Genomic DNA, 16,002 nt, shown 5'->3' on the forward strand with positions numbered 1-16,002 from the left:
AAACAAATAATCATCCTCTGGTTGTATGACAGAAATTATTTTTTCCTTCATAATAGAGTCATAGATAAAACAGATAGATTACTTGCACATGAAGCAAGCCTAAAATAGTTAAACTGAAAAATTAGGAGGAAATGAAAATGGAAAATGAACGTAAACGTATTCTCGAATTAGTGAAACAAGGTATCATTTCTACAGAAGAAGCCCTTACTTTACTTGAAAATATCTCTAAAAAAGAAGGCAAATCCGCAGCAAAAGAAAATATCCGTCGTTCTACAGCACCTAGAGAAGAACGTGTTGAAGAACCGGAAGAAGAACCAACTTATGATTATAGCAAAGGTTGGAACAATGAAGGAAATCCTTACACTGCTCCGAAAAGTCGTAAGAGACGTCCTGAACCAACTCCAGAAAACCATGAGCGTCAAGAAGAAGGTAATGAAAACTCTTCTAAAGACCGTGAAGATTCCATGCGCAATATGGTCAATGACTTATCACAAGCTGGTGAAAAAATCGGTTCTTTCCTAAATAGCGCGTTTAAACAAGTAAAAGATATGCCATTTCCGTTTCTTACATCTACTAAAATCGAACGTGATTTCATTTATCACGACACAACGCTTTCCATTTTAGAATTTGAAATTGCTAATGGTAATGTTGAATTTAAACCATCCGACTCAAATGATATTAAAGTTCACGCGATGATTAAACTTTTCAAAGAGTATCCAGAAGATGAAGCACTTAAAATCTTTTTTGATAAAACGACTTTACGTGTGGATGAAGAAACATTGCGTTTTGAATCTACATCGAAACAAATCGTTACGAACTTAACTGTGTACTTGCCTCGTCGTGAGTATGATTATGTTTCTGTAAAAATGCTTAATGGTAATTTCCATATGGATGAATTATCAGGCCGCGATTTATTTGTAAAAACAACAAACGGTCATGTTAGCATTGGCACACTAAATGCTACTTTAGCTGAAATTGAATCGATTAATGGGAATGTTCGTATCCAAAATGGTGAAACCCGTGATGTAGCACTTAAAACATTTAACGGTAATGTAGCAGTAAAAGGTAATTATTATTCAACAAACTTGCAAACTAAAAATGGTAATGTGAATTATCAGCTCACTGGTAATGAAGCTACTTTCTTAAAAGCTAAAACAGGAGCAGGTAATATCGAGGTAGTCGTACCAACAACTATTGGCGTAGACGGTCGTTTCCATACAAACCTTGGAAAACTACATTTAGACTTAAAAGATGCAGAAGTACTTCAATCAAAAACGGAATCAGTAAGTAAATCAATCGTCTTTACTAAACTACCAACAGCAGCTGATTCTTCACTGAAAATCGAAGCAGAAGCAACTACAGGTTCTGTTAAAATTCGTGATGCAAAATAATTAATTGAAATCTAGCGCGAAGAAAGCGCGCTAGATTTTACATAGAAATAAGAAAGGAAGAGCTAACATGGATAAAAAATTAAGAAGATCAAGAGTGGATCGGAAAGTCGGTGGTGTTTTTGGCGGACTAGCCGAATTTCTAGGGATAGATGCCACACTTCTACGCCTTATCTATATTATCATCACGATTATTACGATGAAAACCGGTATTGCGATTATTGCTTACATCGTTGCCTTGTTTGTGATTCCTTCTTCTGATACAAGTAATGAGGAAGTGCTTGAACGGCATCGTCGCCGCGTTGAAGAAAAAAGAAGACGCCACGCCGACCGTAATGAAGCGAGACAGGAAGTGCGAGAAGCGATGAGAAATAGCCGTCATCACAACAGACAAAAACCAGTTAGACCAGAACCAATCCATCACGGAGCAAGAAGAAAAGAAGCTCGTCCTCGTCCAGTGCGAGAATTCAATTTTGACGATGCAACTTTCCGCTCTTTTACAATAAGAGTAGCTACCGGGGATGTTATTATCCGTTCTTGGGACAAAGATCAAATGAAAATTCGTGCCGTACTAGCTGTACACGAAAAAGCACGCTCTATTCGTCAATTAAGTGAAGAAAAACTATGGGATTACTTCTTTAGCCAAACAATGCTAGACATTTCACCAGATAGTTTCACTTTTGAATCAAAAAATGAATTACTAAAAACCGATTTAGTTGTTACTATTCCAAAACGTTTATATGAACAAGTAAAAATTCAATTACTTAATGGTAATTTGAAATATGATGATACAGCTGCAGAAGATGCTATTATCAAAACACGTCATGGTGATATTAGGTCTTCAGGAGCTAGTGGTAAATTCCTTAGCACAGAATCCAAAGACGGCGAAATTTTCTTCAAACGCAGCTCCGTTGAGAATGTAGATATGTCTACTGCTAAAGGAGATATTGCTCTTCAAGGTAATTTCCTTACAACAATTGCTAAGGCGGCTCAAGGTGACGTTGAGTATATACTTGAAAATGATACGTCCTCGGCCGCAGATCTAGAGGCTCCAAATGGTGATATCCGAATTCAAATACCGCCAACATGGAATGTCGATGGAACACTCGGAACGAAAAAAGAAAAAATTTACTTCGACTTAAAAAATGCGAAAATTTGGGATGATGCAGAAAGAACTTTTGTCTTCACTCAAAATGCAGAAGAAATAAGCATGGCAACACTTCAAGCGAAAGTGGGAAATGGAATTATCAAGGTTTCTGAACTTGAATCTAAAAACGTTTAATAAAATGAAAGGAAGGGAAAACAATGAAAAAGTTATATAAATCTTCATCACAAAAAATGATTGCTGGTGTTTGTGGTGGGCTTGCAGAATATTTTGGCATTGAAGTAACCATCATTCGTTTACTTTGGGCTGGAGCAGTTCTATTCTTTGGTACTGGGATTTTACTATATATTCTAGCGGCGATTATTATGCCAAAAGCAACACCTGAATCAGAATGGGAGTGAACTAAAATATGCGTTGGATTATAGGCGTAATCATTAACTCGGTACTTTTTGTAGCATTATCTGGATTCTTTACAAGTTTTCACGTAGATGGATTCACAACTGCGCTACTAGCGAGTTTTGTATTAGCAATTCTTAATATGCTAATTAGACCTATTTTACTCCTTTTAACTTTACCGATTAATATATTCACACTAGGGCTCTTCACCTTTGTTGTTAACGCAATTATGCTTGAAATGACTACCTTCTTTATTGGAGATTCTTTCCAAATTGACGGTTTTGGAACAGCATTAATTATTGCAGCAATTATGGCATTTGCGAATATGATTATTAATTCTGTTTTATGGGGTAATAAAGAAAATTAAACATTCCAGTTACATTTTAAGGCTAAAAAAGCTTTTAAATGTAGCTGGTTTTGCTGTGTAGAGCCGTTTGGTAAGAAAGAGGTAGCTTGATTCTCTCTAAAGTGCTAAAATGATAAGGAGCTTTCTAAACAATATTTTGTAGCGAACAGTTATGGACTTTATAATTCATTTGGAGGTACTTGCATGACAAAATCGGTTACGGTAAAGGATTTAAAGGAACGACTTAATTTAGAGCTAATTTGTTCAGAAACGGGACTTGAAAGACCAATTTTAACCAGTGATTTATCTCGGCCAGGTTTGGAACTTACTGGATTTTTCTCATATTATCCAGAAGATCGTGTGCAGCTTTTTGGAATGACAGAAATTTCCTTTTCAGAGGGTATGGAGCCGGAAGAACGACTTAAAAGATATAAGCAAATGTGTACGAAAAGGACTCCTGCTTTTGTGATTTCACGAAATTTAGAAGTGCCGAAAGAATTAGTAGCAGCGGCGAAAGAAGCAGATATTCCAGTTCTTCGTTCGCGTTTAAAGACTACCCGTTTATCCGTTTATATTACGAACTATTTAGAAAGTAGACTGGCACCTGTTATCTCAATGCATGGTGTTTTAGTAGATATCTACGGGCTTGGTGTTTTAATTACAGGTAGTAGTGGCGTTGGTAAAAGTGAAACGGCACTTGAACTTGTAAAACGTGGACATAGACTTGTAGCAGATGATAATGTAGAAATTCGTCAAGAAGATGAAATGACATTAATAGGTTCATCACCTGCAATTATTGAACATTTACTAGAAATTCGAGGCCTTGGAATTATTAATGTAATGACTTTGTTTGGGGCAGGAGCAGTTCGCTCAAGTAAAAAAATTACTATTGTTGTGCACCTTGAAAACTGGGACCCAGATAAGCATTATGATCGTGTTGGGTTGGACCAAGAAAAGACTAAAATCTTTGATATGGACATTCCAAAAATTACTGTTCCGGTTCGGCCAGGGCGAAATTTATCTGTTATTATAGAAGTAGCAGCGATGAATTTCCGTTTGAAAAATATGGGCTACAATGCGGCAGAACAATTTACACAAGATCTAAATAATTTAATAGGTCATAATAGCAGTATGAATGATTAAATAAATAGAGAAAAGTTCTCCTCAGCCTAAACAAACAGTACGATAATCTTGTTTGGTTGCGGAGTTTTCTTTTTTGAAAGTAGGGAAATTATGGGTAATGGTGTTCAGCCACTTGATCCAGTGGCGATTCAAATTGGTAGTATTTCTGTAAAATGGTACGGAGTTATTATCGCTTCTGCTGTTGTAATTGCATTGATTCTTGCTCTTAGTGAAGCAAGTAAACGCAAAATGGATAAAGAAATTATTGTAGATTTACTAATATGGGCGATTCCAATTTCGATTATTAGTGCTCGCATTTATTATGTTGTTTTTGAATGGGACTTTTATAAGAATAATTTAGGCGAAATTGTGAAGATTTGGCATGGTGGTATCGCGATTTATGGCGCATTGATTGGCGCCGTGCTAACTGCAATCATTTTCTCGCGGATTAAAAAAATTTCGTTTTGGAAACTTGCGGACGTTGTTGCTCCAAGTTTGATTATTGCTCAGGCGATTGGACGTTGGGGTAATTTTATGAACCAAGAAGCTCACGGAGCGGAAACGACTCGAGCATTTCTTGAGGGTTTACATTTACCAGACTTTATTATCAACCAGATGTACATAGATGGCGCTTATTACCAGCCAACTTTTTTATATGAAAGTTTATGGAATGTTCTTGGTTTTATTGTGTTACTAATTATTCGTCGGACTAAAATACGTAGCGGGGAACTTTTTCTTAGTTATGTAATTTGGTATTCGTTTGGAAGATTCTTTATCGAAGGAATGCGAACAGATAGTTTAATGTGGGGTGACTTTAGAGTTTCGCAGGTTTTATCTTTACTGCTAATTGTGTTATCCATTGGTTTAATTATTTATCGTCGCGTGAAAATGAATCCGCCGTATTATATGGAAGATAAATTGGGAAAAGTAGCTAAAAAGAAATAAAAAGTTGAAGATTTTCGAGTTTGTATAAGAAAGGAAGAAATTATGACTGGGAAAATTACTACATTGTTATTTGACTTAGATGGCACACTGATAAATACGAATGAGTTGATTATTAAAACTTTCCAAGCAACACTACAAGAGTTCTTACCTGACCGAGTTTTTACAAGAGAAGACATTTTACCGTTTATTGGTCCTTCATTAATGGAAACTTTTCGAGAAATAAACCCAGCACATGCAGAAGAAATGCGTGTGTTTTACCGGGAATATAACTTGAAACATCACGATGATTTAATTTTAGAGTATGATGGGGTATATGAAGCGATTCGTGCTTTGTATGAAGAAGATTATAAACTAGGAATTGTATCCACGAAAATGTACGATACGATTATGCGAGGTCTCAAAGTGACTGGTTTGGATAAGTTTTTCCAAGTGGTGATTGGGTTAGATCAAGTATCTAATGCGAAACCCGATCCAGAAGGTATAGAGATGGCTCTTTCTTTACTAAATGCAACGAAAGAAGAAGCGATTATGGTTGGTGATAATTATCATGATATTGAAGCAGGGAAAAATGCGGAAACGCTGACTGCTGGTGTAGCATGGGCGATTAAAGGGCCAGAACATTTGGCGCAGTTCCAACCAGACTTTATGTTAGAAAAAATGAGCGATCTTCTTACCATCGTTAGGGACGAGGAATAAATTTTGAGACGGCTGAATAGGTTTAAGGCGCCGGATGAGGAAGTCAACACGCTTTTCCAGGTTTATAAAACCATTTCTTTTTGGAAAGTCGTTAAGAATACTGTGGTAGTTGAATTTGGACGTTTTTTTCCTTGGATGAGTGGTAAACGTAATATTTACCGTACTTGTCTTGGAATGAAAATTGGTAAGAAAACTGCTATTGCCTATAAAGTTATGCCGGATTTATTTTTTCCTGAGAAGATTACGATTGGAGAAAATTCTATTATTGGCTATCATACGACAATTTTAACACATGAATATTTGTTGTCTGAGTATCGTGTTGGGGAAGTAGTTATTGGTAAGGATGTGATGGTTGGGGCAAATGTAACCATTCTCCCTGGAATAGAAATAGGAGACGGGGCGATTATTGCTGCTGGGGCAGTCGTTTCAAAGGATATTCCACCAGAAAGTTTTGCGTATGGGAATCCTTTAGTAATCAAAGAAAAAGCTACTTTTGAGTGAAATTGAAGTGGCTTTTTTTCTTGCCCAAAGAAATTAATTCTATGTTATACTCAGAAGAATAAGGATATTGTTGGAGGTGGGGAAATGGAAAAAGACAAAAAAACAACCGCAAAAATTTATCCATTTTATCCAAATGGTCAATTTTATTTTGAGCGTGGAGTAGAGGCGTTTCGCGACCAAAGAATTAAGGAAGCGATTCGTTATCTAGTACGAGCCGCAGAACTTGAACCTGGAGAGCCAGTAATACTTTGTCAATTAGCAATATGCTATACGGAAATCGGTCAATTTCATAAATCAAATCAATTACTAAGAGATATATTAGAAAAACGACTGGATAATATGGAATACTGTTATTATTTTATTGCTAATAATTTTGCTTATATGAAAGATTATCGTAGGGCGCTGCAATATGCAAATCGCTATTTAGAAACAGCACCTGAAGGAGATTATGCTGAAGAAGCTAAAGATTTAATTGAAGTACTACTCGAAGAAACGCCATTTGGTGAGACAATTGAAAATGGTTTTTCTAAATTAGAACAGGAATTTTATTCATATAAGAAAGAAATTAATCGTTATTTAGCGGAAGAAGATAGTGCTTCTGCATGTGACATTTTGAAAAAAGTTATTGATGAGAAACCAAACTTTTGGCCTGCTTACAATCAGCTAGCCGCACTTTATTTTGAACAATTAAAAGAAGTGGAAGGTGTTAAGGTATTAAGCGACTTAATTGCAAGAAACCCAGGGAACTTATTGGGCTTATGCGACTTATTTATTTACCATTTTTATAAAGGGAATCGGGAAGAAGCCGACTCGCTTTACTCGGAATTACGGGATGTTTTACCAGTTCTCTCGCATCATAAAGAAAAAATTGGCTTAATTCATGCAATGATGGGGGATTACGAGGAGGCAGACGATTTATTTGAACAAGTGGCGGACTTGGAAGTTACGGAGCGCAGTAAATACTATTATTATCGAGCAAAAGCTGCTTATTATTTAGAAGATATTGAAGAGGCGAAAATGTTTTGGCATTCTTTTTTAGAGTGTGATTTATATGAAGATACTAGATTTCCTTGGGAGCAAGAAGCGGATTTAACTAGTGATACTCGTTTAGTTTTAGAAATGCTTCAAGCCGAAAAGGATATCACACATCTCCTTGGCGTCTACGCAATGTCTGTCTCAGGTAACCGACCGGAATTCGTCCTATTTCATCCGCTTCTTGACATGAGCAGTTGGTCATATATGGAGCATTTAATGTTTACCGATTTTGATTATTTTCCAGATGGAAACGTAGAGCAGAATTGCTATTTAATTATGAAAGCAATGAATATGTTACGGGAAAGAGGGTTTTTACTAAATAAAGAAAACTATTCTTTATATGAAACGATTTTTTCATTAGTATTGATGGAAAATAGAAAAGAGTTAATTCTTGGTCGTTATACAATCGAAACGGTTGCTAGCGCGATTGCAAAGATTTTCTTACCTGAAATAAAACTCGATTCAATAGATGAATTTGAATGCAGCAAGTGTGCAAGGGATATTGAGCAAGTTCTGAGCAGATAAATAGACCTTTTTGCTATTCCGTATTAGGATTAATTTAGGCTAACTATTGTATACACATAAACGAGGAGGGCAAAAAGAATGGCTAGTGAAGAAAAAATTTATGATGTGATTATTATAGGAGCGGGACCTGCTGGAATGACAGCAGCTTTATATACTTCCCGTGCAGATTTAGATACATTAATGATTGAACGTGGCGTACCAGGCGGACAAATGGTAAATACGGCAGAAGTAGAAAATTATCCTGGCTTTGACAGTATTTTAGGACCGGATTTATCCGACAAGATGCTTAGCGGTGCGAAACAATTTGGAGCTGAATATGCTTATGGCGATATTAAAGAAGTTGTTGACGGAAAAGAATATAAAACTGTAACGGCTGGGTCGAAAACATATAAAGCTCGGGCGATTATTATTGCAACTGGAGCTGAACATCGTAAACTTGGCGCAGCTGGTGAAGAAGAGCTTAGCGGACGCGGTGTTTCTTACTGTGCAGTTTGTGATGGAGCGTTCTTCAAAAATCGCGAATTAATCGTGGTGGGCGGCGGAGACTCTGCTGTTGAAGAAGGGACTTACTTGACTCGTTATGCGGATAAAGTAACCATTGTACACCGTCGTGATAAATTGCGTGCACAACAAATTTTACAAGATCGTGCTTTTAAAGATGAAAAAGTTAATTTCATTTGGAATAGTACAGTAGAAGAAATTGTTGGCGACGGCAAAAAAGTAACAGGTGCAAAACTTGTTTCTACTGTGGATGGTTCAGAATCGATTATGCCAGTGGATGGTGTTTTCATCTATGTTGGACTTGTTCCACTTACGAAAGCATTTTTAAATTTAGGTATTACAGACGATGAAGGCTACATTGTAACAGATGAGGAAATGCGTACAAATCTTCCTGGTATTTTTGCAGCGGGGGATGTTCGTGCGAAAAGCTTACGCCAAATTGTAACAGCTACAGGCGACGGCGGACTTGCTGGACAAAATGCGCAAAAATATGTGGAAGAATTAAAAGAAGCTTTGGAAGCAGAAGCAGCTAAATAATAAAAAACAAAAATGGATCTAAAGATTATTTATCTTAGGTCCATTTTTTTGCGTGACTACATAGTCCTGAGTAGTGTAAAATGAAATACAAAGACCAGTTAGGAGAGATAAATGATGAGCGTTGTCGTACTTGGCGGAGCGGGTTATATTGGCTCTCACGCAGTAGATGAATTGATTAATCGTGGCTATGAGGTAGTTGTGGTAGATAATCTAGGAACAGGCCATCAAGAATCTATTCACAAAAAAGCAAAATTTTATGAAGGTGATATCCGGGATAAAGTTTTTTTAAGCACTGTTTTTGAAAAAGAATCTATTGATAGTGTGGTTCATTTCGCCGCGAGCTCGCTTGTTGGTGAGTCAATGGAAGTTCCTTTAGAATATTTGAATAATAATGTTTACGGTACGCAAATCGTTTTAGAGGTGATGGAGCAATTTGCTGTAAAGCATATTGTCTTTTCTTCAAGCGCGGCTACATACGGCGAACCAGAACGTGTGCCAATTACAGAAGATATGCCAACAAACCCAGAAAGTACTTACGGCGATACAAAGCTAATGATGGAAAAAATGATGAAATGGTGCGATAAAGCGTACGGCATGAAATTTGTTGCATTACGTTATTTTAATGTAGCTGGTGCAAAAGCGGATGGCTCAATCGGGGAAGACCACAAACCAGAATCGCACCTAGTTCCAATTATTTTACAAGTTGCTCTTGGTCAACGAGAAAAACTAGCAATTTATGGGGATGATTATAATACACCTGATGGTACATGTATTCGTGATTACGTTCAAGTAGAGGATTTGATAGACGCGCATATTAAAGCGCTAGAATACCTGAAAAATGGGGGAGAAAGTAATATTTTCAACCTTGGTAGCAGTAATGGTTTTTCTGTGAAAGAAATGCTTGAAGCGGCTCGAAGTGTAACAGGAAAAGAAATTCCAGCTGAAGTGGTACCACGTCGTGCAGGAGATCCAGGGACTTTAATAGCTTCTAGCGATAAAGTGCATGAAATCCTTGGCTGGCAACCGACTTATACAGATGTGAAAGATATTATTGCGACTGCTTGGAAATGGCACGTGTCACATCCCAATGGCTATTAATAACTACGAAAGAATGTGGTTTATATCAAAGTAATAAAAGAACATTTCGGGTTGTTTGAAGAAAATGATGTGTGGCAGTGGACGCTGATAAATGATCACGGGATGAAAATGTGCGTTTTAAATTATGGTGCGATTGTTACTTCTATTGAAACGAAAGATAAATTTGGTGAATTTGCTAATATTAGTCTAGGCTTTTCGAATTTAGAGGATTATTTAGCCTATTCGCCATACTTTGGCGCAACACTTGGCCCAGTGGCTGGGCGTATTACCAAAGGACAATTTTCTTTGGATGGTAAGAAAATTCAATTAACGCAAAATGAAGGCGCTAACCATCGTCATGGAGGTAAACTTAATTTTAGTAAGAAGCTTTGGGATGTTTCAGTGGAAAAAGGTCTTGATCAAATTGTGATGACTTTTGAATACTGCTGGGTGAACGGGGAAAATGGCTATCCAGGAAATATCGACGCGAAAATGACTTATACGTTAAATAATAAAAATGAATGGCTGATTGATTACGAAGCGAAAAGCGATCAATCGACCATCTATAATCCGAGCAATCATATTTATTTTAATCTGAGTGGAGAAGTCGGTTCGACGATTTTACGGCATCAGCTTTGGATTAATAGTGACAGATTCCTGCCTATAGATGAGGAGTCCCTCCCAATTGGGGAAAAGCGCTCAGTGGAAAATATTATCTTTGATTTGCGTGCAGGTCGTGAAGTAGCGGAGATTACACAAAGTCAGGATCAGCAAGTAAAATTAGTTGGAGCGGGGCTGGATCATGCGTTTATTTTAAAACATGAAAATGGTCGTCCAGATGCAGTTTTGTTTGATCCAAAGTCAGGGCGGCGCTTGGAAATGGAAACCGAATCTGATGCGGTATTAGTATATACAGCAAATAGTTTAGACGGCTCTTTTGAGATGGATGGGCGAGCTGTACCAAAATATGCTGGCATAACAATGGAAACACAAGGTTTAGTGGATGCGATTAACCATGATGGATTTGGTGATATTGTACTTCGACCAGAAAAGCCTTTTACATCTAGGACAGCTTTTCGTTTCACAGTGGAGAGCTGATAAATTTTAATTAAAGAGTTCTAAATGAAGGAGTGTCGAGAATGAATTGGCAAGAGGAATATCAAAAATGGGTTGCGAATGATAAATTAGATAGCACAATACGAACACAATTAACGGATATGGAAGCAAATGAAAAAGAACTTGAAGATAGTTTTTATCGTAATATGGAATTTGGAACGGCTGGAATGCGTGGTGTACTAGGTGCTGGAACCAACCGGATGAATATCTATACTATTCGTAAGGCGTCTTTAGGATTGGCGCAGTTTGTGGCGGAGAACGGTGAAGAGGCTAAGAAACGTGGGATAGTAATTGCGTATGATCCTCGCCATATGTCACGCGAATTTGCTTTTGAATCGGCAGCGGTACTTGGACATCATGGTGTGAAAAGCTACGTTTTTGATGCACTTCGACCAACACCAGAACTTTCTTTTGCAGTACGTCATTTAAATGCATTTGGGGGGATTGTTATTACAGCAAGCCATAATCCGCCTGAATATAATGGCTACAAGATTTACGGAGAAGACGGCGGACAAATGCCTCCAACAGGTGCAAGTGCGGTAATTGATTACATAAATGCGGTAGAAGATATTTTTTCTGTAGAAGTGGCAAAGCAAGCTGACTTAATTGAAAATGGTTTACTTGAGGTGATTAGTGAAAAGGTAGACCGTCCATATTTAGAAAAATTAAAAGAGGTTATTGTAAATAAAGAGCTTGTTCAAGAACGTGGTGAGGATTTGAAAATTGTTTTCACCCCACTTCATGGTACTGGTGGAATTCTCGGTGTTCCTGCGCTTGAGAGTGTTGGTTTTACGGATATTATTAAGGTAGAGGAGCAATTTGTAAATGATCCTGATTTTGGAACAGTAAAATCACCTAATCCTGAAAACAAAGAAGCATTTTCGCTCGCAATTGAATATGGCAAAAAACATGATGGCGATATATTAGTAGGAACTGATCCGGATGCTGACCGTTTGGGAGTTGCAGTACGGAATAATGACGGGGAATACGAAGTTTTATCTGGAAACCAAATTGGCGCGATTATTTTACATTATTTGTTAAAGCAAAAGAAAGCGCAAAATGAACTACCAGAAAATGCGGCTGTTTTAAAATCAATTGTAACAAGTAATCTTGGAACAGAAATCGCGAAAGACTTCGGCGTACAAATGATTGAAGTTTTAACAGGATTCAAATTTATCGCAGAACAAATCAAGCATTTTGAGGAAACTGGTAAGCATACTTTTGAATTTGGTTATGAAGAAAGTAATGGTTATATGGTTAAGCCATTTACGCGTGATAAAGATGCGATTCAGGCAGTTCTCGCGATTTCTGAGGTGGCACTTGTGAGCAAAACGGAAGGGCGGACTTTGCTAGAAGAGTTAGAACAAATTTATGCTGAATTTGGTTATTATAAAGAAGATTTAGTTTCGCTTACTTTAAGTGGAAAAGATGGATCAGAGCGCATCAAAGAAATTACAAGTGGCTTTAGAGAGCAACTTCCTACTAGTATGGGCGGCTTCCGAATTGAGCGCGCGGAAGATTATTTAAGAAGTGAAACTACTTGGATTGAAACAGGTAAAACTGGAGAAATTCATTTACCAACAGCAGATGTAATTAAATGTTATTTTGAAGATGGTTCGTGGTTCTGCTTACGTCCATCAGGGACAGAACCAAAAATTAAATTCTACTTTAGTATTCGTGGTGAAAGTAAAGAAGAAAGTACAACAAAATTAGAAAAAGTAAAAGCTGATTTAATGCAACATATCGAGGCTTAAAAAAGAAAAATCCCGGAAACTCTATTTAGAGACTTTTCCGGGATTTTCTAGCGTGAAGTGTGCTAAAATAAAAGATAGATATTATTTGTGCGAAAGGATGAGGCAGAAATGGCTTCTAAACAATTAAAGTTAGTAATTATTACTGGGATGTCTGGGGCAGGAAAAACAGTTGCAATGCAGTCTTTAGAAGATCTCGGTTATTTTTGTGTAGATAATTTACCGCCAAGTTTACTTCCGAAATTTTGGGAGTTAATGAAAGAAAGCGATAAAATGGATAAAATCGCGCTCGTAATGGATCTTCGCGGTCGTGAGTTTTTTGATTCCATTGAACCAGCGCTAGATGAATTAGATAATACCAATTTTATAACAACAAAAATTCTCTTTTTAGAGGCTGATGATAAGGTGCTTGTTTCGCGTTATAAAGAAACACGCCGCCACCATCCACTGGAGCCTAATGGTTCTGTGCTTGATGGAATTAATGCTGAGCGTGAACTGCTTAGTGATTTAAAAGGGCGCTCACAGTTAGTCATTAATACTTCTAATATGGCGCCGCGTGAACTTAGAGAACGAATTAACAATGAATTTCAAACAGAAGACAAGGATGTTTTCAATGTCCAATTAATGTCTTTTGGGTTTAAATATGGCATTCCTATTGATGCAGATTTAGTATTTGATGTTCGTTTCTTACCAAATCCGCATTATATTGATAAGATGCGCCCGCTAACAGGGCTTGATGAAGATGTTTATGAATACGTGATGAAATGGCCAGAAACAGGGGCCTTTTTAGATAAATTAGTTGATTTATTAATGTTTACTCTTCCTTTTTACAAACGAGAAGGAAAAACTCAGCTTGTGATTGCAATTGGATGTACGGGAGGACAGCATCGTTCTGTTGCTTTAACAGAATATGTTGGTAAAGCAATCCAGCAAAAATATGAAACAACGATTTCACACCGAGATATGAAACGTAGAAAGGAACGCTAATATGAGCAAAGAAACGAAGCCAAAAGTAGTCGTTATAGGTGGCGGAACAGGTCTCCCAGTCATTTTAAAAGGACTTAAGAAAAAAGAGATTCATTTAACAGCGATTGTTACAGTTGCTGATGATGGCGGTAGTTCTGGTAAAATTCGCGAACAAATGGACGTTCTTCCTCCTGGAGATATTCGTAACGTCATGCTTGCTTTATCTAATGTTGATCCGCGCGTAGTAGACTTGTTCCAATATCGTTTTGCTGTAGATGGTGATTTATCAGGTCATGTAATTGGTAACTTGATTTTGACGGCATTATCGCAACTTAATGATAGTTACGTTGATGCAATAAATGTTCTTGCTACTGTACTTAAAATTCGTGGTAAGGTCATTCCAGCAACCGACCAACCGCTTATTTTAAATGCAGAAATGGAAGATGGATCAATTGTTCACGGTGAGTCGCTTATTCCACTTCAAGGCAAACATATTAACCGAGTATTTATAGAACCCGAAAATGTAAAACCTTATCCAACAGCAGTAGATGCAGTCAAAGAAGCCGATTTGATTGTTATTGGTCCTGGAAGCTTATATACAAGTATTTTACCTAATTTATTATTAGAAGAATTAGCTGAAGAAATTACAGCAAGTAAAGCCCAGAAAGTATACATTACGAACATTTTAACGCAAATTGGGGAAACAGACTTTTTCTCAGATGCGGATCATATCAAAGTCATTCACGAACATGTTGGTAAATCTTTTATCGATAAAACGTTGATTAACACTACAACTGTTCCAAAAGAATTACTATTTCCTGAAGATGTGGCGCAAGTGGAGCATAATGCGGAAGAAATGGAAAAACTTGGAGTAGAAGCTATTTATCAAGATTTTCTTTCTACAGAAGACGGACTTGTGCGTCATGCTGCTGATAAGGTGGCGGACGCGCTTTTAGCAATGTTACCTAATAAAATTAATGAAAAGGAGTGAGTAAGCCATGTCATTTGCATCGGAAACAAAGAAAGAATTAACCCATATGGACGTAAGTGATAGCGATGCAAAAGTGGAACTCGCAGCTTTTATTCGAATGAATGGCGCCATCTCGTTTTCGAATCAATTAGTTATAATGGACGTCCAAACGGAGAATGCAGCTATAGCTAGGCGAATGTACCAATTACTAAAAGATTTGTATGAAGTGCCAATTGAACTTTTAGTACGTCGCAAAATGAAACTTAAAAAAAACAATGTTTATATTGTGCGACTAAAGTCTGGCACGCGAGGGATTTTAGAGGATTTACGAATTCTTGAACCCCCAATGACGTTTACGAAGTCGATTGATAGGGGATTTGTTAAGAAGAGGAGCGCCAAACGTGCTTATTTACGTGGAGCCTTTTTGGCAAGTGGATCAGTTAATAACCCAGAAACTTCATCGTATCATTTAGAAATTTTTTCTGTTTATGAAGAACACAATGAGGCGATTTGTGCTTTAATGAATCAATTTGATCTCAATGCGCGAACACTTGAACGAAAAAACGGTTTTATTACCTATTTGAAAGAAGCAGAAAAAATTACGGAATTCTTAAGCATTATTGGTGCAACTAGTGCGCTTCTTCATTTTGAAGATGTTCGGATTATGCGCGATATGCGAAATTCGGTAAATAGGTTAGTTAACTGTGAAACAGCGAATCTCAATAAAACGATTAACGCTGCTGTAAGGCAAATTGATAATATTAAGTATATCCAGTCAACAGTTGGGCTGGAAGCTTTACCAGATCGGTTGCGCGAAATTGCCGAACTTCGGATTGCAAATGAAGATGTTACTTTAAAAGAGTTGGGTGAAATGCTAACAACTGGGCAGGTAAGTAAATCAGGCATTAATCATCGTCTTCGCAAACTGGATCAAATTGCCGAACGACTTAGAAGCGGTGAAACTCCAGCGCAAGTTGGGTTAAAAGTTAGCAATAGTTAATTAAAAGAAAAGGATGCGAATTAGA

General features: G+C 37.3%; 16 protein-coding genes. All 16 read left to right on the forward strand.

Going from position 1 to position 16,002, the window contains the following annotated elements; all coding sequences use genetic code 11:
- Window positions 1-137 precede the first annotated feature (137 nt).
- The 16 genes from HCB45_RS06925 to whiA all read left to right on the forward strand — a co-directional run bounded on the left by HCB45_RS06925 (window position 138) and on the right by whiA (window position 15,977).
- Window positions 138-1,391 carry a DUF4097 family beta strand repeat-containing protein gene (locus HCB45_RS06925; protein ID WP_185319890.1) on the forward strand — a complete coding sequence of 418 codons (1,254 nt, stop codon included), beginning with the start codon at window positions 138-140 and terminating at the stop codon, window positions 1,389-1,391.
- 67 nt (window positions 1,392-1,458) lie between these two features.
- A complete protein-coding gene (locus HCB45_RS06930; RefSeq protein WP_185319889.1) occupies window positions 1,459-2,670 on the forward strand; it encodes a DUF4097 family beta strand repeat-containing protein in 1,212 nt (403 codons plus the stop codon).
- A gap of 23 nt (window positions 2,671-2,693) precedes the next feature.
- Window positions 2,694-2,894 carry a PspC domain-containing protein gene (locus tag HCB45_RS06935; protein ID WP_003768305.1) on the forward strand — a complete coding sequence of 67 codons (201 nt, stop codon included), beginning with the start codon at window positions 2,694-2,696 and terminating at the stop codon, window positions 2,892-2,894.
- 8 nt (window positions 2,895-2,902) lie between these two features.
- Complete coding sequence (locus HCB45_RS06940) at window positions 2,903-3,256, forward strand: phage holin family protein (RefSeq protein WP_185319888.1); 354 nt, start codon at window positions 2,903-2,905, stop codon at window positions 3,254-3,256.
- 183 nt (window positions 3,257-3,439) lie between these two features.
- Entirely contained in the window at window positions 3,440-4,378 is a 939-nt protein-coding gene (hprK, locus tag HCB45_RS06945; protein ID WP_003763911.1) for an HPr(Ser) kinase/phosphatase, read from the forward strand.
- A gap of 90 nt (window positions 4,379-4,468) precedes the next feature.
- The gene (gene lgt / locus HCB45_RS06950) at window positions 4,469-5,302 is read left to right on the forward strand and encodes a prolipoprotein diacylglyceryl transferase (protein WP_185319887.1); all 834 of its coding nucleotides are present in this window, start codon (window positions 4,469-4,471) and stop codon (window positions 5,300-5,302) included.
- A 42-nt stretch (window positions 5,303-5,344) separates the two neighbouring features.
- Window positions 5,345-5,998 (forward strand): pyrophosphatase PpaX, encoded by a 654-nt coding sequence (gene ppaX / locus HCB45_RS06955; RefSeq protein WP_185319886.1) that lies wholly within the window; start codon window positions 5,345-5,347, stop codon window positions 5,996-5,998.
- Window positions 5,999-6,001: 3 nt separating this feature from the next.
- The gene (locus tag HCB45_RS06960; RefSeq protein WP_185319885.1) at window positions 6,002-6,499 is read left to right on the forward strand and encodes an acyltransferase; all 498 of its coding nucleotides are present in this window, start codon (window positions 6,002-6,004) and stop codon (window positions 6,497-6,499) included.
- 84 nt (window positions 6,500-6,583) lie between these two features.
- Window positions 6,584-8,059: a tetratricopeptide repeat protein gene (locus tag HCB45_RS06965; protein WP_185619395.1), complete on the forward strand. Its 1,476-nt coding sequence runs from the start codon at window positions 6,584-6,586 to the stop codon at window positions 8,057-8,059.
- A 78-nt stretch (window positions 8,060-8,137) separates the two neighbouring features.
- Window positions 8,138-9,097: a thioredoxin-disulfide reductase gene (trxB, locus tag HCB45_RS06970; RefSeq protein WP_185608126.1), complete on the forward strand. Its 960-nt coding sequence runs from the start codon at window positions 8,138-8,140 to the stop codon at window positions 9,095-9,097.
- Between the two features lie 114 nt (window positions 9,098-9,211).
- Window positions 9,212-10,195 carry a UDP-glucose 4-epimerase GalE gene (gene galE / locus HCB45_RS06975; protein ID WP_185619397.1) on the forward strand — a complete coding sequence of 328 codons (984 nt, stop codon included), beginning with the start codon at window positions 9,212-9,214 and terminating at the stop codon, window positions 10,193-10,195.
- 15 nt (window positions 10,196-10,210) lie between these two features.
- Entirely contained in the window at window positions 10,211-11,272 is a 1,062-nt protein-coding gene (locus HCB45_RS06980; RefSeq protein WP_185319881.1) for an aldose epimerase family protein, read from the forward strand.
- Window positions 11,273-11,313: 41 nt separating this feature from the next.
- Complete coding sequence (locus tag HCB45_RS06985; protein ID WP_185619398.1) at window positions 11,314-13,044, forward strand: phospho-sugar mutase; 1,731 nt, start codon at window positions 11,314-11,316, stop codon at window positions 13,042-13,044.
- Between the two features lie 108 nt (window positions 13,045-13,152).
- Complete coding sequence (rapZ, locus tag HCB45_RS06990; protein WP_185319879.1) at window positions 13,153-14,028, forward strand: RNase adapter RapZ; 876 nt, start codon at window positions 13,153-13,155, stop codon at window positions 14,026-14,028.
- A gap of 1 nt (window position 14,029) precedes the next feature.
- Window positions 14,030-14,998 carry a gluconeogenesis morphogenetic factor MgfK gene (mgfK, locus tag HCB45_RS06995; protein WP_185619400.1) on the forward strand — a complete coding sequence of 323 codons (969 nt, stop codon included), beginning with the start codon at window positions 14,030-14,032 and terminating at the stop codon, window positions 14,996-14,998.
- 7 nt (window positions 14,999-15,005) lie between these two features.
- On the forward strand, window positions 15,006-15,977 hold the full coding sequence (gene whiA / locus HCB45_RS07000; RefSeq protein WP_185319877.1) for a DNA-binding protein WhiA: 972 nt from the start codon (window positions 15,006-15,008) through the stop codon (window positions 15,975-15,977).
- The last annotated feature ends 25 nt before the right edge of the window (window positions 15,978-16,002 follow it).

It is taken from the genome of Listeria farberi (assembly GCF_014229245.1).
Classification (GTDB): Bacteria; Bacillota; Bacilli; order Lactobacillales; family Listeriaceae; genus Listeria; species Listeria farberi.

Bases quoted from the DNA above. Each gene is read 5' to 3' on its own strand.
- ppaX (WP_185319886.1), top strand. From the start codon at position 5,345: ATGACTGGGAAAATTACTACATTGTTATTTGACTTAGATGGCACACTG.
- trxB (WP_185608126.1), top strand. From the start codon at position 8,138: ATGGCTAGTGAAGAAAAAATTTATGATGTGATTATTATAGGAGCGGGA.
- galE (WP_185619397.1), top strand. From the start codon at position 9,212: ATGAGCGTTGTCGTACTTGGCGGAGCGGGTTATATTGGCTCTCACGCA.
- HCB45_RS06940 (WP_185319888.1), top strand. From the start codon at position 2,903: ATGCGTTGGATTATAGGCGTAATCATTAACTCGGTACTTTTTGTAGCA.
- HCB45_RS06930 (WP_185319889.1), top strand. From the start codon at position 1,459: ATGGATAAAAAATTAAGAAGATCAAGAGTGGATCGGAAAGTCGGTGGT.
- HCB45_RS06935 (WP_003768305.1), top strand. From the start codon at position 2,694: ATGAAAAAGTTATATAAATCTTCATCACAAAAAATGATTGCTGGTGTT.
- HCB45_RS06965 (WP_185619395.1), top strand. From the start codon at position 6,584: ATGGAAAAAGACAAAAAAACAACCGCAAAAATTTATCCATTTTATCCA.
- HCB45_RS06925 (WP_185319890.1), top strand. From the start codon at position 138: ATGGAAAATGAACGTAAACGTATTCTCGAATTAGTGAAACAAGGTATC.
- HCB45_RS06985 (WP_185619398.1), top strand. From the start codon at position 11,314: ATGAATTGGCAAGAGGAATATCAAAAATGGGTTGCGAATGATAAATTA.
- lgt (WP_185319887.1), top strand. From the start codon at position 4,469: ATGGGTAATGGTGTTCAGCCACTTGATCCAGTGGCGATTCAAATTGGT.
- mgfK (WP_185619400.1), top strand. From the start codon at position 14,030: ATGAGCAAAGAAACGAAGCCAAAAGTAGTCGTTATAGGTGGCGGAACA.
- hprK (WP_003763911.1), top strand. From the start codon at position 3,440: ATGACAAAATCGGTTACGGTAAAGGATTTAAAGGAACGACTTAATTTA.
- rapZ (WP_185319879.1), top strand. From the start codon at position 13,153: ATGGCTTCTAAACAATTAAAGTTAGTAATTATTACTGGGATGTCTGGG.
- whiA (WP_185319877.1), top strand. From the start codon at position 15,006: ATGTCATTTGCATCGGAAACAAAGAAAGAATTAACCCATATGGACGTA.